At 59.9% G+C, this 21664-nt stretch carries 20 protein-coding genes; 15 read left to right on the forward strand and 5 right to left on the reverse strand.

Annotation, left to right across the window (positions count from 1 at the left end; genetic code table 11):
• Positions 1-29: 29 nt before the first annotated feature.
• The 5 genes from VRY85_RS14140 to miaA all read left to right on the forward strand — a co-directional run bounded on the left by VRY85_RS14140 (position 30) and on the right by miaA (position 5749).
• Entirely contained in the window at positions 30-926 is an 897-nt protein-coding gene (locus tag VRY85_RS14140; protein WP_414599248.1) for an AEC family transporter, read from the forward strand.
• 16 nt (positions 927-942) lie between these two features.
• Positions 943-1488 carry a tRNA (adenosine(37)-N6)-threonylcarbamoyltransferase complex ATPase subunit type 1 TsaE gene (tsaE, locus tag VRY85_RS14145; protein WP_414599249.1) on the forward strand — a complete coding sequence of 182 codons (546 nt, stop codon included), beginning with the start codon at positions 943-945 and terminating at the stop codon, positions 1486-1488.
• Positions 1422-2789, forward strand: coding sequence for an N-acetylmuramoyl-L-alanine amidase (locus tag VRY85_RS14150; protein ID WP_414599250.1), 1368 nt, complete (start codon positions 1422-1424; stop codon positions 2787-2789). Before tsaE ends, VRY85_RS14150 begins: the two co-directional genes overlap by 67 nt.
• A gap of 84 nt (positions 2790-2873) precedes the next feature.
• Positions 2874-4802 carry a DNA mismatch repair endonuclease MutL gene (mutL, locus tag VRY85_RS14155; RefSeq protein ID WP_414599251.1) on the forward strand — a complete coding sequence of 643 codons (1929 nt, stop codon included), beginning with the start codon at positions 2874-2876 and terminating at the stop codon, positions 4800-4802.
• Positions 4799-5749, forward strand: coding sequence for a tRNA (adenosine(37)-N6)-dimethylallyltransferase MiaA (gene miaA, locus VRY85_RS14160; RefSeq protein ID WP_414599252.1), 951 nt, complete (start codon positions 4799-4801; stop codon positions 5747-5749). The genes mutL and miaA overlap by 4 nt, the downstream gene beginning before the upstream one ends.
• 87 nt (positions 5750-5836) lie before the next feature.
• Here the strand turns inward: miaA and purM are convergent, their stop codons facing one another.
• A complete protein-coding gene (purM, locus tag VRY85_RS14165; RefSeq protein ID WP_414599253.1) occupies positions 5837-6889 on the reverse strand; it encodes a phosphoribosylformylglycinamidine cyclo-ligase in 1053 nt (350 codons plus the stop codon).
• Positions 6890-6983: 94 nt separating this feature from the next.
• Between purM and hda the strand changes: the two genes are divergently transcribed.
• From hda to folK, 4 genes are read left to right on the forward strand one after another with little or no spacing between them, the layout of a single operon-like run.
• Positions 6984-7670 carry a DnaA regulatory inactivator Hda gene (hda, locus tag VRY85_RS14170; protein ID WP_414599254.1) on the forward strand — a complete coding sequence of 229 codons (687 nt, stop codon included), beginning with the start codon at positions 6984-6986 and terminating at the stop codon, positions 7668-7670.
• 28 nt (positions 7671-7698) lie between these two features.
• Positions 7699-8400 carry an HAD family hydrolase gene (locus tag VRY85_RS14175; RefSeq protein WP_414599255.1) on the forward strand — a complete coding sequence of 234 codons (702 nt, stop codon included), beginning with the start codon at positions 7699-7701 and terminating at the stop codon, positions 8398-8400.
• 15 nt (positions 8401-8415) lie between these two features.
• Positions 8416-9795, forward strand: coding sequence for a polynucleotide adenylyltransferase PcnB (gene pcnB / locus VRY85_RS14180; protein WP_414599256.1), 1380 nt, complete (start codon positions 8416-8418; stop codon positions 9793-9795).
• Positions 9792-10283, forward strand: a complete 492-nt coding sequence (folK, locus tag VRY85_RS14185; RefSeq protein WP_414599257.1) for a 2-amino-4-hydroxy-6-hydroxymethyldihydropteridine diphosphokinase — start codon at positions 9792-9794, stop codon at positions 10281-10283. The genes pcnB and folK overlap by 4 nt, the downstream gene beginning before the upstream one ends.
• A 9-nt stretch (positions 10284-10292) precedes the next feature.
• Here the strand turns inward: folK and VRY85_RS14190 are convergent, their stop codons facing one another.
• The 3 genes from VRY85_RS14190 to VRY85_RS14200 form a co-directional block, all read right to left on the reverse strand.
• Positions 10293-11111, reverse strand: a complete 819-nt coding sequence (locus VRY85_RS14190) for an HpcH/HpaI aldolase/citrate lyase family protein (protein ID WP_414599258.1) — start codon at positions 11109-11111, stop codon at positions 10293-10295.
• Positions 11112-11122: 11 nt separating this feature from the next.
• Complete coding sequence (locus tag VRY85_RS14195; RefSeq protein ID WP_414599259.1) at positions 11123-11950, reverse strand: MaoC family dehydratase N-terminal domain-containing protein; 828 nt, start codon at positions 11948-11950, stop codon at positions 11123-11125.
• Between the two features lie 143 nt (positions 11951-12093).
• A complete protein-coding gene (locus VRY85_RS14200; protein ID WP_414599260.1) occupies positions 12094-13623 on the reverse strand; it encodes a fumarate hydratase in 1530 nt (509 codons plus the stop codon).
• Positions 13624-13751: 128 nt separating this feature from the next.
• Between VRY85_RS14200 and glyQ the strand changes: the two genes are divergently transcribed.
• The 6 genes from glyQ to gloA are packed head-to-tail and all read left to right on the forward strand — an operon-like array spanning position 13752 to position 19391.
• Positions 13752-14660: a glycine--tRNA ligase subunit alpha gene (gene glyQ, locus VRY85_RS14205; protein WP_414599261.1), complete on the forward strand. Its 909-nt coding sequence runs from the start codon at positions 13752-13754 to the stop codon at positions 14658-14660.
• Positions 14660-16798, forward strand: a complete 2139-nt coding sequence (gene glyS, locus VRY85_RS14210; protein ID WP_414599262.1) for a glycine--tRNA ligase subunit beta — start codon at positions 14660-14662, stop codon at positions 16796-16798. Before glyQ ends, glyS begins: the two co-directional genes overlap by 1 nt.
• Complete coding sequence (gmhB, locus tag VRY85_RS14215) at positions 16798-17337, forward strand: D-glycero-beta-D-manno-heptose 1,7-bisphosphate 7-phosphatase (protein ID WP_414599263.1); 540 nt, start codon at positions 16798-16800, stop codon at positions 17335-17337. Before glyS ends, gmhB begins: the two co-directional genes overlap by 1 nt.
• A gap of 1 nt (position 17338) precedes the next feature.
• Entirely contained in the window at positions 17339-18067 is a 729-nt protein-coding gene (locus tag VRY85_RS14220) for a lysophospholipid acyltransferase family protein (protein ID WP_414599264.1), read from the forward strand.
• Positions 18054-18962: a M48 family metallopeptidase gene (locus VRY85_RS14225; RefSeq protein WP_414599265.1), complete on the forward strand. Its 909-nt coding sequence runs from the start codon at positions 18054-18056 to the stop codon at positions 18960-18962. Before VRY85_RS14220 ends, VRY85_RS14225 begins: the two co-directional genes overlap by 14 nt.
• A gap of 33 nt (positions 18963-18995) precedes the next feature.
• Positions 18996-19391: a lactoylglutathione lyase gene (gene gloA / locus VRY85_RS14230; RefSeq protein ID WP_414599266.1), complete on the forward strand. Its 396-nt coding sequence runs from the start codon at positions 18996-18998 to the stop codon at positions 19389-19391.
• Here gloA and VRY85_RS14235 read toward each other — a convergent pair.
• A complete protein-coding gene (locus VRY85_RS14235) occupies positions 19388-21610 on the reverse strand; it encodes an acyl-CoA dehydrogenase domain-containing protein (protein ID WP_414599267.1) in 2223 nt (740 codons plus the stop codon). The two genes, gloA and VRY85_RS14235, sit on opposite strands and share 4 nt — an antisense overlap.
• Positions 21611-21664 lie beyond the last annotated feature (54 nt).

Raw genomic sequence — 21664 nt, forward strand, 5'->3', positions numbered from 1 at the left:
CCATAAAACTTCTGTCAACGATCTGACCCATGGCTATTTTTACGCTTGTCCTGCCTGATTTTTTGCTGATTGCCATGGGTTGGACACTGCTGCACCTGCTGAATTATCGGGCAGATTTTTTCAGTACCGCTGAAAAATTCGTTTATTACATTTTGTTTCCCGCCCTGCTGTTCGGTTCCATCGTCAGAGAGCCGATAAGCCTGGGCGACGCTTCCACCCTGATAGGAGCCACAGCCGTATTGATGGCCGGCGGCATGGCGCTGGCGTGGCTGGCCATGCCCGTACTGCGCCCCGCGCCCATTATTCATGCCTCGCTCGCCCAATGCGCTTACCGCTTCAACACCTATATAGGGCTGTCGCTTTCGCTTAGCCTGGCGGGCAGTGAGGGGCAATCAACCATGGCTATCATCGTTGGCTGCGCCGTACCTTTGGCTAATGTTGCCGCCGTATCAGGCCTGGCGCGCGGGCGGGACACCCGCCTGCTTGGTGAAGTATTACGCAACCCCTTGATTTTGGCTACTGCTGCCGGGCTGTTATTCAACCTTGCAGAAATTCCAATTCCAACTTTTGCCATGGACACACTGCAGCGCTTGGGCGCCTGCGCCATTGCCCTTGGGCTGATCTGCGTGGGTGCGTCGCTGTCGATTCAGGGGCTGGGCGCCGCCGCAAAAGTCATGGTCTGGATGTTGGCTGTGCGTTTATTTGCCATGCCCATTCTGGCCATTATGATCGCTCTGGCTCTGCCCCTGGCACCCACGGAAAAATATATGTTGTTGTTATTCAGCACACTTCCCACCGCATCCGCCGCCTACATTCTGGCGGTGCGTATGGGCGGAGACGGCCGCAGCGTCGCGGCCACCACGTCTCTGAGCACCCTGCTTTCAGCACTCACCATCCCATTATGGCTGTACCTCAGCCCATTCTGAGACAAGGAGCCAACTCGTGCCCACCCCTTCTGAAAACCGCACCGTCATTGCGTTAGCCTTACCCGATGAGGCCGCCACCGAAGCACTGGCTGCATCGCTTTCCCCTTTACTTTGCGGTCGCCGGAAAGGTATTGATGTGGGCGGCCGCATCCACTTGCGAGGCGACCTGGGAGCGGGGAAAACCAGCTTCGCCCGAGCTTTTTTAAGGGCGTCCGGCATACAGGGCCGCATCAAAAGCCCTAGCTATGCGCTACTTGAAAGCTATAATCTTTCTAGATTAAACTTCTATCACCTTGATTTTTATAGATTTAGCGATTCACACGAATGGCTGGATGCAGGATTTCGGGACATTCTTCAGGAACACGCCATCGTCCTGATCGAATGGCCGGAGCAGGCCGGTGACTTACTACCGCCCCCTGACCTGGACATTCGGATTGAGCACGAGGACGAAGGGCGCAGCGCTGTACTGACGGCGTACAGCGACAAAGGATCACTATGGCTGACGACTCTATTTCCCGCAAAGGCGACGCCTCGCCCGCCAACCCCGGCAGGCGACGCCTGATCGCGAGCGCCACTACGCTGCTTGCCATTCCCGTCATCCCCCGGTTCGCTCATGCCGCCAGTATTGTTGCCGTACGCACATGGCCCGCTGACGAATACACCCGCGTTACGCTGGAAATGGACACCGAACTCAAGGCCGAGCATTTTACGCTCGACGGCCCTGACCGGCTGGTCGTGGACATTGAGGGGCTCACTCTCAACAGCACCCTCAATGAACTGGTTTCCAAAGTCCAACCCAACGACCCTTACATCGGCACGGTGCGCGTCGGCCAGAATCGTCCCGGTGTTGTGCGGCTGGTACTGGATCTCAAACAGCCGGTCGCTCCGCAAGTCTTCACCCTGAAGCCAATTGGCGAATACAAGTACCGTCTCGTGGTGGACTTGTACCCCAAAGTGGCGCAAGACCCTTTGCTGGCCATTCTGGACAACAAGGATCCCGACCCGCTGGCTGGGGTGTTGGAACAGCTCGCTCAGCAGTCCAGCCCTGCTCCAGTCCCGACCGTAAAAGGGCAAGCCCTTCCCCAAACCGCGCAGAAACCCGCGCCGCCGGCAGCCAGCAAGCCGCAGCCCACCCAGCCAACTCCAAGCCCCAGGCGTAGCGGCAACATTCTGATCGCCCTGGACGCCGGACACGGCGGCGAAGACCCGGGTGCCATCGGCCCACGCGGCACGCGTGAAAAAGACATCGTGCTATCGATTGCACGGCGCCTGAAGCGTCTGATTGATGCTACGCCGGGGATGAAAGCCTATATGACGCGCGATGGCGATTATTTCGTACCCCTCCACGTGCGCGTGCAGAAGGCCCGACGCGTTAAAGCTGACCTGTTCATTTCCATTCATGCTGACGCTTGGACAAAACCGACGGCCCGCGGCTCTTCCGTTTATGCGCTGTCGCAAAACGGCGCGACCAGTACCATGGCCCGCCTGATGGCACAACGCGAAAACGAGGCAGACCTGATTGGCGGCGTAAACCTGGGTACTCACAACGCTCAAGTTGCCAAGGTGCTGCTTGACCTTTCTACCGCCGCCCAAATTAACGATTCCATGCGAGTGGGCGGTAAGGTGTTGAGCGAAATCGGCAAAATCAACCGCCTGCACAAGCGCCAGGTGGAGCGCGCCGGCTTCGCTGTGCTCAAAGCGCCGGATATTCCTTCCATCCTGGTCGAAACCGCTTTTATCAGCAACCCTACCGAAGAACAGTTATTGCGTAGCAGCAAGTACCAGGATCAAGTCGCCCGCGCCATGCTGACCGCCATACGCGGATACTTCAACGACAGCCCGGCTCTGGCCCGCCGCAGCTAAACCGGTCGTTTGCCCTGCCTGCCCTCACCAGGCGGGTAGAATCTAATGTCTGCCACCCACATGTAATGCAAGATCAGCAGACGGATGACCGAAAGACGCTCAATTTCCCCCTTACCCGACTTGCTCGTGAGCCAGATTGCGGCCGGCGAAGTCATAGACCGCCCCGCCTCTGTACTCAAGGAGCTGCTTGAAAACGCACTGGACGCGGGCGCCCGCGCCATTGAAGTGCGCCTGGACGGCGGCGGCATCCGCCGTATTGCCGTCATTGACGACGGCTACGGCATTCCACCTGAAGAACTGCCTTTGGCGCTGCGTCGCCATGCCACCAGCAAAATCGCTTCGTTAGACGACCTGGAACACGTGGCCTCTATGGGTTTTCGGGGTGAAGCACTGGCTTCTATCGCTTCTGTGGCACGGCTGACCATTACCTCACGCTGCCCCAATAGCGACCATGCTTGGCAAATAGATGGCAGTACGCTGGAATTGAGCGCCGCAGCTGGGCCCACTGGCACCACCGTCGATGTACGCCAGCTGTTCGATGCTGTGCCTGCGCGGCGCAAATTCCTGCGTTCTGAAACCACAGAATACGGCCATTGCCTGGATGCCATGGAACGCATTGCCCTGGCCTACCCCGAAGTGGCCTTCCGCCTGTTCCATAACGAAAAGCCACAGAGGCACTGGCGGGCGGGCGATATGAGCCAGCGACTGCGCGATGTACTGGGAGCGGAGTTTCTGGAGCAAGGCATCTTGGTGGAGCGCGACCACGGCCTGATTGCCCTGCGCGGCCTGATTACTCGCCCGACACTGGCGCGCCATCGGGCGGATCGCCAGTATTTGTATGTCAATGGGCGCTTTGTTCGGGATCGCGCCGTCTCCCATGCTATCCGGCAGGCATACTCGGATGTATTGCATGGCGACCGCCACCCTGCTTATGCGCTGTTTCTGAGCGTCGATCCGGCCGTGGTAGACGTCAATGTTCACCCTGCCAAGCACGAAGTCAGGTTCCGCGATAGCGGCGCCATCCACCGCTTTGTGTCACAGACGCTCGATGAAGCGCTGGCCAGCACCCCTGGCGTACACGAAGCGCCTGCAGTTGCCCATGCACCCGGAGACCTGACTCAGCCGGTAAATACACCGGGCTCATACGGCGCTTCACCCAGCCAACCCTCCATGCCTTTGCAAGCGCCGGACCCTCTGGGCGCTGCGAACACAGCCCCGCGCTTCGCGGGCACTGCACCCGGCCGGCAATACGCTTTCAACCTGCACAACCGCGCGAGCAACAGCCCCATCGCACCGGACGCCTGGCAGGCACTGTACCGCCCGCTGGAAAGCGCCCCAGACACCGCGAATACTGGCGCAGGCCCTTCAGTCCTGCCCACCGGGCCCGCACCTGAGCACGATCCGTTCCAGAACAACGCGGGCCAAGACCCCCAACCTTTGGGCCAGGCGCTGGGCCAGGTTCACGGCATTTACATCGTGGCACAGAACCGCAAGGGCTTGGTTTTGGTGGACATGCATGCTGCGCATGAGCGGGTGGTGTACGAAGCGCTCAAGCGCGCACTGGACGCCCGCGACTTACCCCGTCAAGAGCTCCTGGTTCCTGTAGTGTTCAGCGCCGACCCGCGTGATTTGGGCATGGTGGAGGAATACCGGGACACTCTGGAAGAACTGGGCTTGACCCTCACCCCGGCAGGGCCTGCCGCCATCGCTGTCCGGGCAGTGCCCGCCTTGCTGGCGCACGGCGACATTGAATCCCTGGCGCGCGGCGTTCTGCGTGATCTGGCCAGCGTGGGGCGCTCCAACCTGCTGACAGAACAACGCAATGAACTGCTATCTACCATGGCCTGCCACGGTTCGGTCCGGGCCAACCGCAGGTTGACGCTGGATGAGATGAACGCCCTGCTGCGGCAAATGGAGCAAACAGAGCGTGCCGACCAGTGCAATCATGGCCGCCCCACCTGGCTGCAATGGCCTCTCGCAGAACTCGATCGCATGTTTCTACGAGGCCAATGAACACGATGCACCCTCCTGTCATCTGCCTGGTCGGGCCGACTGCCTCCGGTAAAAGCGCCGCCAGCTTGGCGCTGGCGGAACGCTGGCCAGTGGAAATCATTGTGATGGACTCCGCCACCATTTATCGTGGCATGGACATCGGCACGGCCAAGCCCACTGCCGCCGAACAAGCCAAGGTGCCGCATCACCTGATTGATATCCGCGACCCAGCAGAAAGTTATTCAGCGGCAGAATTCCGTAGCGACGCTCTGGGCTTGATCGAACAGATTCAGCAACGTGGCCGATTCCCGGTAATTTGCGGGGGCACCATGATGTATTACAAGGTGCTGCGCGAAGGCATTAGCAACCTGCCAACCGCCGATGCCGAGCTGCGTGCGCAGATTGATGCTGAAGCCCAGCAAAAAGGCTGGCCGGCCCTGCATGCTGAGCTGGCCACCTACGACCCCATCAGCGCCGCCCGGCTGGCCCCTAACGACAGCCAGCGCCTGCAACGCGCCATCGAAATCTACCGTGCCAGCGGGGTGCCGATGTCCGACTGGCTGGCGCGTGATAAACCCAGTGCTCCGGAACATGAGTACCTGACGCTCAGCCTGGAACCAAGTGATAGGCTGGCCTTGCACGCCCGCATTGCGCAACGGTATCAGGCCATGCTGGCCGAGGGGCTTCTAGAAGAAGTGGCGCAGTTGCGCGCGCGCGGTGACTTGCATACCGGCCTGCCTTCCATACGCTGCGTGGGCTACCGCCAGCTATGGGAACACCTGGAAGGGAATATTTCGCTTGAAACCGCCGTGGAGCAGGCCATTGCTGCGACCCGACAATTGGCGAAAAGGCAGTTAACGTGGTTGAGATCCGACCCGAGCCGGCACATTGTGGACTGTTTAGCGCCCGACGCCACTGAGCAGATTGTGAGCCTGGCAGCTAGCGCTTTAAGCGGGCCACGCGGCTGACAGGCCGTCCGCCCCAGCGAACTCGTCAGCACGCGCACCCCATGCAGGCCGGGGCGAAAATGCCCCGCGCCCGCTTGTGTGAACGAATTAAGCCAGTACGACCTGAGCCGCTTCATCGCCTTCACGCTCGGCGATTTCACCCAGTCGATACACGGTTTCACCCTTGCTTTGGAAAGTCGCGGTGATCGCATCAGCTTGCGCAGCAGGCACAATGACCACCATGCCAATACCGCAGTTGAACACGCGCAGCATTTCGGCTTCGGCCACATTGCCGTTTTCCTGCAGCCACTGGAACAGCGGCGGCATTGTCCAGGCGTCGCGATGCAGGCGAGCCGCCAAGTTGGACTGAAGCACACGAGGGATGTTGTCTAACAGACCGCCACCCGTAATATGCGCCAAGCCGCGAATATCGCGCCCATGTGTTGCCAGCGCATGCAGAACGGACTTCACGTAAATGCGGGTCGGCGCCATCACGACGTCTTCCAGGGTGCGGCCATCGAATTCCTGCTGAGGGCGCGCATTCGCGTGGCGCAGGATTTTACGCAGCAAGGAAAAGCCATTGGAGTGCGCACCGCTAGACGCCAAGCCGAGTATGACATCGCCCGGTTGGATCTGCTTGCCATCAATGATGTCAGACTTTTCAACTGCACCGACCGCAAAGCCTGCCAGGTCGTATTCGCCATCGGGGTACATGCCGGGCATTTCAGCGGTCTCACCGCCAATCAGGGCGCAGCCCGCTTGTTCGCACCCTTGCGCGATGCCCTGTACTACACTGGCGGCCGTATCGACCGACAGTTTGCCGCAGGCAAAGTAGTCGAGAAAGTACAAAGGCTCGGCGCCTTGCACCAGGATGTCGTTGACACTCATGGCGACCAGATCGACCCCGACGGTATCGTGGCGATTCCATTCAAAGGCCAGACGCAACTTGGTGCCAACGCCGTCCGTTCCGGAAACCAGCACGGGCTCTTTCAGGTGACGCGGCACCTCGAACAAGGCGCCAAAGCCGCCAATGCCCGCCATGACCCCTTCGCGCATGGTACGCGCGGCCATGGGCTTGATTCGGTCAACCAGGGCCTCGCCGGCGTCGATGTCAACGCCCGCGTCGCGATAGGTTAAAGAGGCAGAATTTTTGTCAGTCATGAGAAAAGCCGTGGGATGTGCAAGAATTGCGGGTTGAACTGTATATCTGGCCGGATTTTACGATGAACTGGAAAATGTGGCCCGAAAACAAGACATGGCACAACAACTCATACTCGATCTGCTTCCTGCCCCTCCGCCATCACTGGACAATTTCGTAGTGGGCCGCAACGCTGCCGCTCTGGATGCTCTGCAGCGTTGTGAAGGTGGTCGTGCCATATATCTGTGGGGTCCACAAGGTGTGGGGCGCAGCCATTTGCTGCACGGCGCCTGCCAACTCATGGATGGGCACTACCACGGCGCCGACTCCCCTGCCAGTGAATTACACGCTTTGGCCACCGGCGACACACTGACAGTTCGTCTGGTCGCCGTGGATGATGTTCAGGCATTGGACACTCACGGCCAAGCCGCCCTGTTCGCGTTGTACAACCGCTGGCGAGAAAGCGCCGCAACCCGCCATGCTTTTGCTTTAGTGATTGCCGGCGACCGCGCGCCTATGGCGATGGAGGTGCGCGAAGACCTGCGTACTCGCTTGGGCTGGGACCTCGTTTTCCGCCTTGAACAACTCTCTGACGACGAGCGCGCCCAGGCTTTGCAAAGCCGGGCGGCACAACGCGGCCTGGACCTTTCCCCTGAAGTGATCTCTTGGCTGCTTACCCACCACGAACGCGATATGAGCCGCCTGACCTCGCTGGTCGATGCCCTTGACCGCTATTCCTTGGCCCGCCATCGCGCCATTACCCTTCCGTTGCTGAAAGACCTGCTGGCCAGCCATCAGGCCTGACAGAAGAACTCATAGAAGATTACGACTTATGACCTCACCTTCTCGCCTTGCTTTATTTGACCTGGATCACACCCTGCTGCCCTTGGACAGCGATTACCAGTGGGCCGACTTCCTGGCCCGTACAGGGCGCGCAGGCGACCCTGCCGAGGCGCAGCGCCAAAACGAAGAACTGATGGACCGCTACAACGCGGGTAACCTCACAGCGGAAGAGTCCGCCGAATTCATGCTGGGGCTGCTGACCCGTGGCAGCCAGCCCGAACTCGCGCTCTGGCATGAAGCCTTTATGGCGGAAGTGATCCGCCCAGCCATCCGCCAAAATGCCATAGACCTCGTTCAGGAACACATGGCCCGCGGCGACCTGTGCGCCATTGTTACGGCCACGAATGACTTCGTCACCGCGCCCATTGCCCGCGCTTTCGGCATCCCTCACCTTATTGCCACTATCGCTGAAAGCCGCGAAGGCCGCTACACTGGCCGCATTCAAGGCGTACCCAGTTTTCAAGCAGGGAAAATCGTGCGTGTCGACGAATGGCTGGCCACCATGGGCTTGGCCCGCGACGCTTTTCAAGAAGTCTATTTCTACAGCGATTCGACCAACGATCTACCCTTACTTGAAGTCGTCAGCCACCCTGTGGCCACCAACCCCAGCCCTACACTGCGCGATATCGCCCAAGAGCGCGGCTGGAAAATACTGGACCTGTTTAAGGAAATGCAGGATGACAAGTCCTGAATATAAAATACGCGCATGCTGCCCAACACAATAAAGAAATTTGTTACCCGCCTGTTCTCCAGCACACGTTCCGGTCCGGAACGCCTGCCTGTCGAGAAACACGGCATTGACCGGCGCAAGGTTTCACGTCACGCGATTAAAGTCTGTGAAGTCCTGCGCCAGCATGGCTACGAAGCCTATATCGTGGGTGGGGCCGTTCGTGATCTCATCGTGGGCTTGCAGCCCAAAGATTTCGACGTCGCCACCAACGCAACCCCTGAGCAAATCAAACCTTTGTTTCGCCGGGCTCGCATCATTGGGCGCCGTTTCCGGCTGGTCCATGTTGTGTTCGGGCCGGAAATCATTGAGACATCAACTTTTCGCGCGCCTTCTACACCGGGTAACGGTCACACCGACGAACATGGCCGCATTCTGCGCGACAACGAGTTCGGCACGCATGAAGAAGATGCTGCACGGCGCGACTTCACCCTGAATGCGCTGTATTACGACCCGCTCAGCCAGGAAGTCATTGACTTTCACCATGGCGTAGCTGACCTGCAGAAACGGCTGGTGCGCATCATTGGCGACCCGGAGAAACGCTATCGCGAAGACCCTGTTCGCATGCTGCGCGCCGTGCGCTTCGCCTCGAAGTTATCGGCAGAAATTGAGCCGTCCACGCTGGAGCCCATCCGCCGCCTGGCGCCGCTCATTGAACATGTACCTGCCTCGCGTCTATTTGACGAAACGCTCAAGCTGCTGACATGCGGCCATGCCATGGATTGCCTGCGCATGTTGCGGGAAGTCGGCCTGCATCAAGATCTGATGCCCTTGCTGGACGTTGTATTCAATGTGCCCGAAGGCGAAAAGTTCGTGGATCTGGCCTTGGCCCGAACCGACATCCGCGTGCGAGCAGGCAAGCCTGTCAGTGCCAGCTTTCTATTCGCCGCGCTGCTATGGAAGCTGGTTTACCAGCGCTGGCAGGCTCTTGTACAAGCCGGGGGGCACCCCACCCAGACTCTGCTGGAAGCCGCCGATTCCGTGCTGGATGAGCAATCCCGCAAGATGGCTATACAACGTAGATTCATCGCGGATATTCGGGAAATCTGGTTTATGCAGGCGCGCTTTGAGCGCGTCAATGCCAAGGCCATCTGGCGCATGATGGACCAACCCCGCTTCCGCGCTGCCGTCGACTTCCTGCAATTACGCGCAGAAGCGCGCGAAGTCGATAGCGTCATGGCCCAATGGTGGATGGATCTGGCCAATGCCAACCCGGACGACCGCGCACCTATGATTGAGGCCTGGCAGGCGGCCAATCGCGGGGAGCGCACATCGAGCGGCTTGCGCAAGCGCAGGCGACGCCCTCGCCGCAAGCCAAAAAGTCAGGCCAGTCACGCAAGCGACACCTCCGATACATGAAAGCTACAGCCAAAGAGACTGTCACCGCCTATATCGGCATGGGAGCCAACTTGGGCGATACACACGCCACCCTTATGGCTGCGGCTCGCGACATTGCTGCCGTGCCTGGCGTGCTTCAGACTACGGTGTCGCCACTTTATCGCAGCGCCCCGGTCGATGCGGGCGGCCCGGACTATCTGAACGGCGTACTGAAAGCGGAAACAACGCTTAGCGCCCTTGAGATGCTGTTGGCGTTACAAGACATAGAAAACCGTCATGGCAGGCAGCGCCCTTACCGCAATGCCCCGCGCAGCCTCGACCTCGACCTGCTTCTGCACGGCCAGGAAGTGTTGAACACAGCGGTGCTGACGCTGCCCCACCCTCGCATGCACGAACGCGCATTTGTGTTGATGCCGTTGCGTGACCTCGCACCGGGCATGCTGCTGCGACAAGGAAGTGTGGAAGAGTTGCTGGCCGCGTGTAGCGACCAGCTTCTGAGCCGTGTGTAAAGCCTGAAACTAGGCGGCGGACGCCAGAATACGCCGAGCGCGCTCGATCACAGGGGCGTCGACCATCATGCCGTCGATCTGGAACGCAGCAGAACCTGTGCGCTCAAATTCTGCCAGAACCCGGCGCGCCCAATCACATTCCGAGTCGGACGGTGCAAAAGCGGCGTGCACTACGGTGACTTGAGCGGGATGGATGCACAGCACACCGGCAAAGCCCATGTCGCGTACCTGAATGGCAATGCTGGACAGGGTTTCACTATCACGGAAATCAGGGTGCACACCATCGAGCGGCGCCTGTATACCCGCTGCCGCGCTACTGAGCAATACTCGGCAACGGATGTGATCCAGTAGCAGCCGCGCACCCGGCGTGTCGGGGCGGGTACCCGTATCCAGCATGAGATCCAGATAACCGAATGCGAGGCGCTCTACGCCCTCCGCCCCGGCTAGTTCGTCCAGCGCCAGCACCCCTTTAGCGCTTTCCACAATAGGAATGATGGGTTTACCCGTCAGCTCCCGAACGCGCTTGAGATCGCCGGCGGATTCCGCCTTGGGCAGCACCACGCCGACAATCGCGGCGTGGGCGGCGCACAAAGCCATATCGGCTTCAAACCACGGGGTATCCGCCGCATTGCTGCGCACCAGAAAACGCGCTTCCGGGTGTTCGGCGGCAAAACTCGCAATATGTTCGCGTGCCGTGTCCTTGTCGTCGGCCGCCACCGCATCTTCAAGGTCGATGATTACGGCATCAGCGCCCGCCGCCAGCGCCTTGGCATAGCGTTCAGGCCGGTTACCAGGCACGAATAGTGCGCTGCGCATAGGTGCTTGCATGTTGGAGTCTCCTATTTGAAAGTCAGCTCAGCCTGGTGCGCCAAGGTGCCATCCTGTTCCGCCCACAGCTTGGCCGTGCCGTCTTCCAGCAAAGTTCCAGCAACCTCGAAAGGCTTGGGAGAAATCAGCGGGCGCAAGCCACGATACGCGAATGTTGCAACCTCTTTATCCGGGTTTGCATCCACGCAGGCTTGCAGCATTTTGGTGGCGATCAACGGGCCGTGCACAACCAGGCCGGGGTAGCCTTCTTGTTTGGTGACGTAATCCAGGTCGTAATGAATCAGATGGCCGTTGAAAGTAACAGCCGAATACCGGAACAGCATGATGCTGCTGGGCTGGACGGTAACCGACCACTGGCTTTGTGGTGCTTCGATGTTGCCCTCCAGCTTGGGGGCAGTGGGCGCGCGGTAGACAACATCCTGCTCTTCGCTGACGCACACGCGGCCTTCCTGGACATAATCGTGCTGCACCGTGAAGAACAGCAGGCTGCCGGTGCGGCCCTTCTTCTCCACGATATTCAGAATCGTGGACTGCCGTTCAGCAGGAATCCCCACTCGCAACGGCTCGTTAAAGCGCACCCGCCCACCGGCCCACATGCGATTGCGCTCACCCAAAGGGGGCAGGAAAGCACCGCGTGCGGGGTGACCGTCGCGCCCCAGCTCCGCGTACTCCTGGCCGCGCACAAAATGTGCCCACAGCCACAGATGCGGCAGCGCCTCGCCTTCTGCGGGTGCAGGCCGGTCGAGAGCCAGGGCGATTTGGCGGACATGGCCTACATCCAGATTGTCGGAATAACTTTCCTTGCGACCAATCCAGTCGGAATAATCCTGTGTTGTCATGATGTTCTCTGCAGGTTTGCAAGCGCGGTCTATCCGCGGGCGAAACGCCTATCCTGCCAGCCACCCGCTGTTTTTTGAATTCGCTTTTACGCAAGCCAGACTTCATGGCTGTAGAAGAAGCCATGAAGTCTGCACTTGAACGCTTACTCAGCCGGTACCAACGGAATGACTTGGCTGATCTTGGCCTTCCATTTTGCTGGCCCGGTTTCGTGTACGGATTCACCGGTGGAATCCACGGCTACCGTAACGGGCATGTCCTTCACCTCGAACTCGTAAATCGCTTCCATGCCGAGGTCTTCAAAGGCGGCGACACGAGAATGACGAATCGCCTTGGAAACCAGATAAGCCGAACCGCCCACCGCCATGAGATAGGCCGACTTATGACGGCGGATGGAGTCGATGGCAACCGGGCCGCGTTCGGCCTTACCCACCATGGCGATCAGGCCGGTTTTTTCCAGCATCATGTCGGTGAATTTATCCATGCGGGTGGCTGTGGTGGGGCCTGCGGGGCCAACCACTTCGTCGCGCACGGGGTCAACAGGGCCCACGTAATAGATGATGCGGTTGGTAAAGTCCACCGGCAACGGTTCACCACGCTCAAGCATGTCGTGAATGCGCTTGTGAGCCGCATCGCGACCGGTAAGCATTTTGCCCGACAATAATAGGGTCTGTCCCGGTTTCCAGCTGGCAACTTCTTCAGCCGTGAGGGTGTCCAGGTTGACCTGGGTGGATTTGTTGTAGTCCGGCGCCCACTGGACATCGGGCCAGTTAGACATGGCGGGCGGTGTCAGCACGGCCGGGCCGGAGCCGTCCAGCTCAAAGTGCACGTGACGCGTGGCTGCACAGTTGGGAATCATGGCCACAGGCTTGGAGGCTGCGTGGGTTGGGAAGGTGTTGATCTTGATATCCAACACCGTTGTGAGCCCACCCAAGCCCTGGGCGCCAATGCCCAAGGCGTTCACTTTTTCATAGAGCTCAATTCGCAGCTCTTCCAGCTTGTTTTGCGGGCCGCGCTGCAGCAGCTCGAACATGTCGATGTCTTCCATCAGCGCCTGCTTGGCCAAAGTCATGGCTTTTTCCGCCGTGCCGCCAACGCCAATGCCCAACATGCCGGGCGGGCACCAGCCCGCGCCCATAGTGGGTACGGTCTTGAGCACCCAGTCCACCAGTGAATCACTGGGGTTGAGCATGGTGAATTTGGTCTTGTTTTCAGAGCCGCCGCCCTTGGCCGCCACTTGAACGTCAACGCGGTTCCCAGGAACCAACTCGACGTTGACAATACAGGGGGTGTTGTCGCGTGTGTTCTTGCGAGCGAAGAGGGGATCGCTCAGCACCGACGCTCGCAGCGGGTTCTCGGGGTTGAGATAGCCGCGACGCACGCCTTCATCGCACAGATCTTGTAAGCCCAGCTTGGTGTCAAAACGTACATCCATGCCCACTTTCAGGAATACGTTGACGATGCCTGTGTCCTGGCAGATGGGGCGCTTACCTTCCGCACACATGCGGGAGTTGGTCAGAATCTGGGCGATGGCATCTTTGGCGGCCGGGTTTTCTTCGCGTTCATAGGCACGCGCCAGATGCTGAATGTAATCCGCAGGATGGTAGTAGCTGATGAACTGCACTGCATCCGCAATCGATTGTATGAAATCGTCTTCTTTGATCAGGGTAGTCATAAGGTAATCGCAGGAAACAAAGTAACGCCATATCATACGACCATCGCGCCGGCCTGTTCCGGGCATCCCTGCAGGAAGGCGCTAAAATCATAGGATTTTGCGGCTTCACGCCTGTACAGGCCATATTCATGCTTACTTTTCAGCAGATCATCCTCACACTGCAGCAGTACTGGGACAAGCAGGGCTGCGCGCTGCTCCAACCTTACGACATGGAAGTGGGGGCAGGTACCTCGCACACGGCAACTTTTCTGCGTGCCATCGGCCCCGAACCCTGGCGGGCGGCCTATGTGCAACCGTCGCGCCGCCCCAAGGATGGCCGCTACGGCAAAAACCCCAACCGGCTGCAGCATTATTATCAGTATCAGGTCGTGCTCAAGCCAGCACCGCCTGAAATCATCGAGCTTTATCTAGGCTCTCTGGTCGCACTGGGCATCGACCCCAAAGTGCACGACATCCGTTTTGTGGAAGACGACTGGGAAAACCCCACGCTGGGCGCCTGGGGTCTGGGCTGGGAAGTCTGGCTCAATGGCATGGAAGTCACCCAGTTCACGTACTTCCAGCAAGTGGGCGGTCTGGACTGCTACCCCGCCACTGGTGAAATCACCTACGGCCTGGAACGCCTTGCCATGTACCTGCAAGGCGTGGAAAGCGTCTACGACCTAGTCTGGACCCGCAATGGCGATGGCTCCGCTGTGCTGTATGGCGACGTGTTCCACCAGAACGAAGTGGAACAGTCCACCTACAACTTCGAACATGCCTCGACCGACATGCTGTTCGCCCACTTCAACGACTACGAAGCTGAAGCCAAGCGGCTGATAGAAGTGCCGCTGGCGCTGCCTGCCTATGAGGCCACCCTCAAGGCGGCTCACACTTTCAACCTGCTGGACGCCCGCGGCGCCATCAGCGTGACCGAGCGCGCCGCCTACATTGGCCGCATTCGTAATCTGTCGCGCGCCGTGGCTCAAGCCTATTACGATTCCCGCGAGAAATTAGGATTTCCCATGCTGGCCAACCGTTCCGTCCTGGAGGTCGCATAATGGCCTCTCAGCCACAAACCCGCCCTCTGCTGGTCGAACTCCTTACTGAAGAACTACCTCCCAAGGCCTTGCAACGCCTGGGGCAGTCATTTGCCGAAACACTGCGCACCACGTTGGAACAGCATCATCTGCTAGCCGACGGCTGCACCGTACGCCCACTAGCCACTCCCCGTCGCCTGGCCGCCGTCTTCGACGCCGTGCTGGGCCAAGCGCCCGAACAGCACTACACAGAAAAACTCATGCCGGTCAAAATCGGCCTGACCGCCGATCGCGAGATGACCCCGGCTCTGGTTAAGAAGCTGCAAGCAAAAGGGCTGGAAAGCCTTGGCGTAGACGACCTCATTATTGAGTCCGACGGCAAGCAAGACACCCTCTATGCCCGCGGTGTAGCGGCTGGCGAAACCCTGCAGGCCGGGCTGCAAAAAGCACTTGACCAGGCCATTACGCAGCTACCCATCCCAAAAGTCATGCGTTATCAGCTGGCCGATGGTGTGAGCAGTGTGCGCTTTGTGCGCCCCGCCCATCGTCTCATTGCTCTGTGGGGCAGCGATGTCGTACCGGTGGAAGCTTTGGGCCTGCAGGCCGGGCGCACCACTGAAGGGCACCGTTTCATGTCGGAAGGCGTGCTGGAGATCACGACCGCCGAAGGCTACGAGAACCAATTGTTGGAAGAAGGAAAAGTGGTGGCCGGTTTTGAAACACGCCGCGCCGACATTCTCCAACAATTACAAAAACAGGCCGACACCCGTGGCGCCACCCTGGGCAACGACCCTGAAGTCGAAGCCCTGCTGGACGAAGTCACCGCACTGGTTGAGCATCCCACGGTTTACACGGGTGAATTCGACCCGGATTTCCTGCGCGTGCCGCCCGAGTGCCTGATTCTCACCATGCGTCTGAATCAGAAGTACTTCCCCTTGTTTGAACCGGATACCGGCAAGCTGACCCACCGCTTTCTTATCGTCAGCAATATGCGGGTGGCCAACCCCTCGCACATCATTGAAGGCAACCAACGCGTCGTGCGGCCCCGTTTGGCCGATGCGCAGTTCTTCTTTGATACTGACCGCAGCATGCGCCTTGAAGAGCGCGTTGCACAACTGGCTTCCAGCGTTTATCACAACAAGCTGGGCTCCGTATTGCAACGGGTCGAACGCATCCGCCGCATCGCCGTTCACATTGCCACGCAATTGGGGGCTGATGCAGCCGCCGCCGATCGCGCCGCACTACTGGCTAAGGCCGACCTCAATTCCAATATGGTGGGCGAATTCCCCGAGCTGCAAGGCATTATGGGCGCCTACTACGCCGAAGGCGACGGCGAAGCCCCTGAAGTGGTGGAAGCCATTCGTAATCAGTACCGTATACGGCTTGAGGCCCCCGTTACCACCAGCAGCCAAGTTGCGGCTGCACTGTTCATGGCAGACCGCCTAGAAGTGCTGGTGGGAATTTGGGGCATTGGCCTGGTTCCCACAGGCGAGCGCGACCCCTACGGCCTGCGCCGCGCGGCACTGGGCCTGATCAGCGCTTACGAACAGCTCGCAGCGGGCGGCCTGTTAACGCTGAACGACCATCAAACCCTACGCCTGGACGACCTGCTGGCCTTCACCGCCTCGACCTTCGAACCAGGCACTCTGGCAGAAGGCACGGCGCAGGCTGTCGCGGGTTTCATCTACGAGCGCTACCGCAATCAGCTGGCCGGCCACGATCGCAACGTGGTGGATGCCGTACTGTCTATCACTCCCCCTCTGCATCAGGTGCTGGGGCGCATCCAAGCCTGCGCAGCCTTTGCGCAACGCCCGGAAGCCGACAGTCTGGCCGCTGCCAATAAGCGCATCACCAACCTGCTGAAAAAGGCCGACAGTGACCTCGGAACGGTAGACTCCGCGCTCTACACGGAAGCGGCAGAGAAAGCCTTGGCCGCCTGCATAGAAGAGCTGTCGCCTGTGGCCCGCCAGCAGTTTGAGGCCGGTGATTTCAGTGCTTCGCTTGCCACGCTTGCGGGTTCCCGCGCCGCAGTCGATGCTTTCTTCAACGATGTCATGATCATGGTCGACGACCTCGCTGTGCGCCGCAACCGGCTTGCGCTTCTGGAAATGCTGCATCGCAATATGAATCAGGTCGCCGATATCTCAAGGCTGGCATAGTGAAACTGGTCATTCTCGATCGAGACGGCGTCATCAACGAAGACAGCGACGCCTACATCAAGTCGCCGGCTGAATGGCAAGCCATTCCCGGCAGCTTGAATGCCATCGCGCGGTTGTCCCGCGCGGGCTGGCGCGTGGTGGTGGCAACCAACCAGTCTGGTGTGGCGCGCGGGTATTTCAGCATGGAAACTCTCAATGCCATCCATGCCAAGATGCGTCGCGAACTAGCAGAAGCCGGCGGCCACCTCGATGCGATCTTCGTCTGCACCCATGGTCCGGACGACGGCTGCCGCTGCCGCAAGCCTGAGCCCGGCATGTTCCAGGACATTGCCTGTCGCTACGACATCACCTTGGACAACGTTCCGGCTGTCGGCGATTCGCTGCGCGACCTTCAGGCCGCCGCCTCGCAGGGCTGCGCCCCGTGGCTGGTACGTACCGGGAAAGGCTTGCGCACTCTGGAAAAAGGCGGCCTGCCTCCCGGCACCCAAGTCCGCGACAATCTGGCCGCCATCGTCGACGAATGGTTAGGGGGAAACTAAAATGGCTTTTCTGAGAGCCGTGCTCTATCAGGTTTTCCTGGTGGTCACCGTCATCCCCTACGCCATTGTCTGCGTGCTCTGGGCCCCGTTGCCGCTGAATCTGCGCTATCGCCTCACCCTTGGCTGGCCTCGCATGGCCATCTGGGCGGCCAAAGTCATTCTGGGCATCAAGTGGGAGGTCAAGGGGTGGGAGAACTTGCCTGACGGCCCCGCCGTCGTCTTGTCAAAACACCAATCTGCCTGGGAAACCATGTTTCTGGCCGCCCATCTACCGCGCGATGTGTGCTTCGTGTACAAGCGCGAACTGCACCGCATTCCTTTCTTCGGCTGGGGTCTGGCTTTGCTGCGCATGATTCCCATCGACCGGGCCAAGGGCCGCGATGCCGTCGATCAAGTCATTCGCGTCGGCCAGCAACGGCTTGAAGAAGGCCGCTGGCCATTGCTGTTTCCAGAAGGTACTCGCGTTGCACCAGGGACAGCTGGGCGCTACAAAATGGGCGGCACTCTGCTGGCCAAGAAGGCCGATGTACCGATTATCCCTGTCGCCCATAATGCCGGCGAATGCTGGCCACGCCGGGCATTTCTCAAAAAGCCTGGCACGGTGACGGTGTCCATTGGGCCGCTCATCCATGTTGAGGGCCGCAGCGCAGCGGTACTCAACCGCGAAGTCGAAGCCTGGATCGAAGGCGAAATGCGTGTGCTGAACCCGGAGCGCTATGACAGCGCCTGAGCAATTGGCGCTGTTTGAAGGCGCTTCTCCAGCGATAACACCCCGCGGGCGGGATGAAACCGAGCAGCCGGCCCCCATTTCCCGCTCCGCGAAAACCGCATCCCCCCAGAAACCGGACGTCCCCATTCGTCGCCCGACCACACTGCCTGCCGGTTGCCGATGGATGGAAATCGAAACCCCATCACAGATCATCGGTTTCATGCTGCGCACATCACGGCGCAAGACTGTCGGGCTGACTGTCAACGATGACGGTCTGCTTATTACCACCCCAGCTTGGGTGTCACGCAAGCAGCTTGCAGAAGTGGTGTGCTCGAAAGCCCCCTGGATTCTGCGCAAACTGCGCGCCCTGCACGAACGTCAGCAGCACCTGGCAACGGCGGACGCCTGTTGGCGCGACGGCGGTCGCTTCCCATACCTTGGGGTATACGTGGCGCTGGCTATCCGCCCTGACATCGGGTCGCCCCATTTCAGCGGCGATACCTCTCAGCCCACCGGCGCAGACACTTTGTCGCTGCCCTTGCAGGCCGACAGCAGCCCTGACCGCATACGCGAGCGCGTCTATGTCTGGCTACAGCAACAAGCAGCAGACCGCTTCGAAGCCCGCCTGGCGCATTACTGCCGACTCGCCGGCGTTACCTTACGGAACTGGCGTATGTCGGCTCCTAATGGCCGCTGGGGTTCATGCAGCAGTGATGGTCGCATCATGTTGAACTGGCGGCTGATACACTTCTCGGCAGATGTCGTCGATTATGTAGTGGCGCATGAAGTCGCCCATCTGCGGCATATGAATCATGGGCCAGACTTCTGGCGCGAAGTGGAACGGCTCTACCCCGACTTCGCCCAAGCGCGCCTGGCCCTTAAGCCCCACCATCCGGGCAGTCTGCCTTTGCTTTGATCGCAGTCTGCCCCTGAATTTTAGGAGTATTCCATGCGTATTCTGCACACCATGTTGCGTGTCGGTGATCTTGAAAAATCTCTGGATTTCTACACCCAAGTCTTAGGCATGCGCCTGCTGCGCCGTCGCGATTACCCTGATGGCAAGTTCACGCTGGCTTTTGTGGGCTATCAGGACGAATCCGAAGGTGCAGTGCTTGAACTCACGCACAACTGGGACACATCTTCGTACGATTTGGGCAATGGCTATGGGCACATTGCCCTGGAAGTCGAAGATGCCTATAAAGCCTGTGAAGAGATCAAAGCGCGTGGCGGCAAGGTCACCCGCGAAGCTGGCCCCATGATGCACGGGCAGACCATCATCGCTTTCGTGGAAGACCCAGACGGCTACAAGATCGAACTCATCCAGCGCGATTCACACGTCGATTAAACCGACGTTTCCCCTCTTAATGCAGAGATGACGGCGGCTTCGGCCTCTTCCAATGCCTTGGCCTGCGAATCGGTCAGGCCTCCCCGCTCATAGGCTAGTCGCCAGTCACTCACACCCGACTGCTTGATCTGTTCGCGCAGATCATGAACATTCACCACACAATCGTAAGCTTTCTCAAGCGCACCGAGATGACGCAGGCCATGATTAGCCCAGACGGTTCCTACCAAGCGTTCACGGGTGTCAGAAGGCGTGAGCAGCCCTTCGGCACATGCCAGGGTGGCTGCATCATCGGGGGCGGCTGCCCGCATGCCGGGCGGCAGTAACAGCCCCTTGAGCACGGCACCAGCCACCGGCACCTTAAAGTTTTTCAGCACCCCGGCCAGCAGCACATCAATAGCCTGGTACGTATCCGCCGCACACCATTCCACCAAAGGAAGATCGGCCTCGTGACGCCCGTCTTCCTGCCAACGCTTGAGCACCGCACATAAAGACATCAACAATGCCAGCACGCGCAGCAGACGCTCCAAGCCCGGTTCATTGCTCGCCTGTATTGGCCTGACCCCTGGTTGCAAGGCCTCGACCAATACGGCTAACGCCGCGGCATAGCGGTTGACGCGCCGATGGTGATGCGCGACAGGCCCGAGCAAACGAGGCGTGGGCGACAGGCGGCCCCCCGTCCAGGCACGGCCCGTGGCGCGCAGCAATGTGCCGCAAGCCAGAGCTGCGTGTTTCCAGACCAAACGGTCAAAGGCCGCACACCCGGCATCGGTGTCAGGCAGCTCAAGCGCTTCTAGTTCCTTGGTGAGATAAGGGTGGACACGCAGCATGCCCAAAGCCAGCACCCTCGTATGGCGGGCCTGTGCTGCCAGCGCGTCCAAGCCGAATAGCGAAGGCAACAGCTCGTGCAGGCTTTCCTGCCATTCTGCTAGCGCCAGTGAAGGCCCTGCGCCGCCGAGCAAATCCATGCTATCGCCCATGGCGCTGCGCACATCCTCGAAGATGCTGATATCGAATAACGCGGCAGCCAGCATGGGCCGATAGCCGAGATCCAGGCCGGCGCACAGAAAGCGCCGCCCCGCCTCAACGCGGTAGGTAATGGCTGCCAGCCGCCCCACCCTGCCTCGGGCTCCCAGCATTTCACAGCCTGTGCCATCGCCCTGCAGCTTCAGAACAGCGCTGGATGCATGGGCCGCCAAGGAAACCGCCGCAGCAGACAAGGCGGGCATGGCAATCCCTTTGGCAACCGATTGCGCTGCCAGCAATGCCGGCAGCCCCTGCTCAACGGCATCAGGCTGCCCCAACAAGACCGACAAGGGCAGTTGCACATCACGCCCGTCAAATGAGCCGCCGCGTCCCGTTTCAGATATCAGGCCATCGGCGCGCTGATTACCGGCACGGCCGGCAAGCCGCCCCATACAGCCGTCTGACTGGTGGTGCATGACCCCGACGGCGCGGGTATCAACCAGAGCGACGCATACACCGCGCTCACCCGCCGAGCCCAACAAGCCGTCAGGGTCATGCAGACGAAAGGGCAGCACCAGCAGCTCCGGCCGCGGCCCGGGCGCGTATCGCGCCCCTCTCCAATTGAGCCGCAATACGGTATCGCCGTCATCGTCACGACGCAGCACAACGCCCGTTGCCTGGATGGGCACAATATCGTTTTCCACCACAAAAGATGCGATGGCGGCACCCGCGCCCCCCTCCGCCAATCGGGGCAGCCACTGTTCACGCTGCTCGGATGTCGCAGCCACCCGCAACAACGCTGCCGGGCCGAACACAAAGCGGGCGGCCAGCACATAGGCCGTGGAAACCGACCGCAGCGCCACTCGGCGCAATACCTCGGACTGCGCCCAAGCGCTCAAACCGTGCCCGCCGTATTCAACCGGTACCGCCATCCCTTCAAAGCGCTCTGCCTTGAGCATGTCCCATAAAGCAGCGCCAGACAGCTTTTCATCCTGATTGGCAGCCTGCTCAAGGCGATCGCACAAGCGCGCCACAGCGCCATCAAGAAATTCTGTTTCCTTGACAGACAGCACGGCCGGACGCACGTAAGTCAAAGCGCCCCAATCGGGCCGCCCCGACAACAACTGAGCTTCCCACCAAGCATCGCCGGACGCCAGCACATGGTGCTGAATTTGTCTAAGCGGCGCCACACTGTTGCGCACGCGCCGGTACAAAGGCTCCGTCAGCCAACGACGCCGCCACGCATTCCAGTCCATGCTCTCACTCCTAAAGTATGATGCTCACGCGCCTGCGGCTTGTTGCTGATATCA

It is taken from the genome of Achromobacter sp. F4_2707, from assembly GCF_047501535.1.
GTDB lineage: Bacteria > Pseudomonadota > Gammaproteobacteria > Burkholderiales > Burkholderiaceae_B > Yanghanlia.

Bases quoted from the DNA above. Each gene is read 5' to 3' on its own strand.
- VRY85_RS14140 (WP_414599248.1), top strand. From the start codon at position 30: ATGGCTATTTTTACGCTTGTCCTGCCTGATTTTTTGCTGATTGCCATG.
- VRY85_RS14150 (WP_414599250.1), top strand. From the start codon at position 1,422: ATGGCTGACGACTCTATTTCCCGCAAAGGCGACGCCTCGCCCGCCAAC.
- mutL (WP_414599251.1), top strand. From the start codon at position 2,874: ATGACCGAAAGACGCTCAATTTCCCCCTTACCCGACTTGCTCGTGAGC.
- miaA (WP_414599252.1), top strand. From the start codon at position 4,799: ATGAACACGATGCACCCTCCTGTCATCTGCCTGGTCGGGCCGACTGCC.
- purM (WP_414599253.1), bottom strand. From the start codon at position 6,889: ATGACTGACAAAAATTCTGCCTCTTTAACCTATCGCGACGCGGGCGTT.
- hda (WP_414599254.1), top strand. From the start codon at position 6,984: ATGGCACAACAACTCATACTCGATCTGCTTCCTGCCCCTCCGCCATCA.
- VRY85_RS14175 (WP_414599255.1), top strand. From the start codon at position 7,699: ATGACCTCACCTTCTCGCCTTGCTTTATTTGACCTGGATCACACCCTG.
- pcnB (WP_414599256.1), top strand. From the start codon at position 8,416: ATGCTGCCCAACACAATAAAGAAATTTGTTACCCGCCTGTTCTCCAGC.
- folK (WP_414599257.1), top strand. From the start codon at position 9,792: ATGAAAGCTACAGCCAAAGAGACTGTCACCGCCTATATCGGCATGGGA.
- VRY85_RS14190 (WP_414599258.1), bottom strand. From the start codon at position 11,111: ATGCAAGCACCTATGCGCAGCGCACTATTCGTGCCTGGTAACCGGCCT.
- VRY85_RS14195 (WP_414599259.1), bottom strand. From the start codon at position 11,950: ATGACAACACAGGATTATTCCGACTGGATTGGTCGCAAGGAAAGTTAT.
- VRY85_RS14200 (WP_414599260.1), bottom strand. From the start codon at position 13,623: ATGACTACCCTGATCAAAGAAGACGATTTCATACAATCGATTGCGGAT.
- glyQ (WP_414599261.1), top strand. From the start codon at position 13,752: ATGCTTACTTTTCAGCAGATCATCCTCACACTGCAGCAGTACTGGGAC.
- glyS (WP_414599262.1), top strand. From the start codon at position 14,660: ATGGCCTCTCAGCCACAAACCCGCCCTCTGCTGGTCGAACTCCTTACT.
- VRY85_RS14220 (WP_414599264.1), top strand. From the start codon at position 17,339: ATGGCTTTTCTGAGAGCCGTGCTCTATCAGGTTTTCCTGGTGGTCACC.
- VRY85_RS14225 (WP_414599265.1), top strand. From the start codon at position 18,054: ATGACAGCGCCTGAGCAATTGGCGCTGTTTGAAGGCGCTTCTCCAGCG.
- gloA (WP_414599266.1), top strand. From the start codon at position 18,996: ATGCGTATTCTGCACACCATGTTGCGTGTCGGTGATCTTGAAAAATCT.
- VRY85_RS14235 (WP_414599267.1), bottom strand. From the start codon at position 21,610: ATGGACTGGAATGCGTGGCGGCGTCGTTGGCTGACGGAGCCTTTGTAC.